1 pseudogene is annotated in these 230 nt (G+C 40.9%); it reads right to left on the bottom strand.

Annotation, left to right across the window (positions count from 1 at the left end):
- Positions 1–230 (bottom strand): annotated as a pseudogene (locus tag ACFIK8_RS12530) (class I SAM-dependent methyltransferase); the annotation flags it as partial.

Raw genomic sequence — 230 nt, 5'->3', positions numbered from 1 at the left:
ATGAGGTACATTGCGGATTCCAAAAGCAATAGTATAAGCATCAAAGCTTTGATCTTCAAAGGAAGATGTTCTGCATTTGCTTCAACAAAGTCAATCAGAGGGGCGAGACCATTTTTTTGTGCACGCTTTTTGCCAACGCTAAGCATCGAACTATTAATATCAAGAACTGTAGCATGAGCTTTTTGGCGTGAAGCATTAAGAATACGAAAAGCGATGTCACCGGTACCACC

The sequence above is a fragment of the Bartonella sp. MR168JLCBS genome (assembly GCF_042194175.1).
The sequence above is the reverse complement of the archived record's forward strand: the minus strand, read 5'-3'. Positions and strand labels throughout refer to the sequence as shown.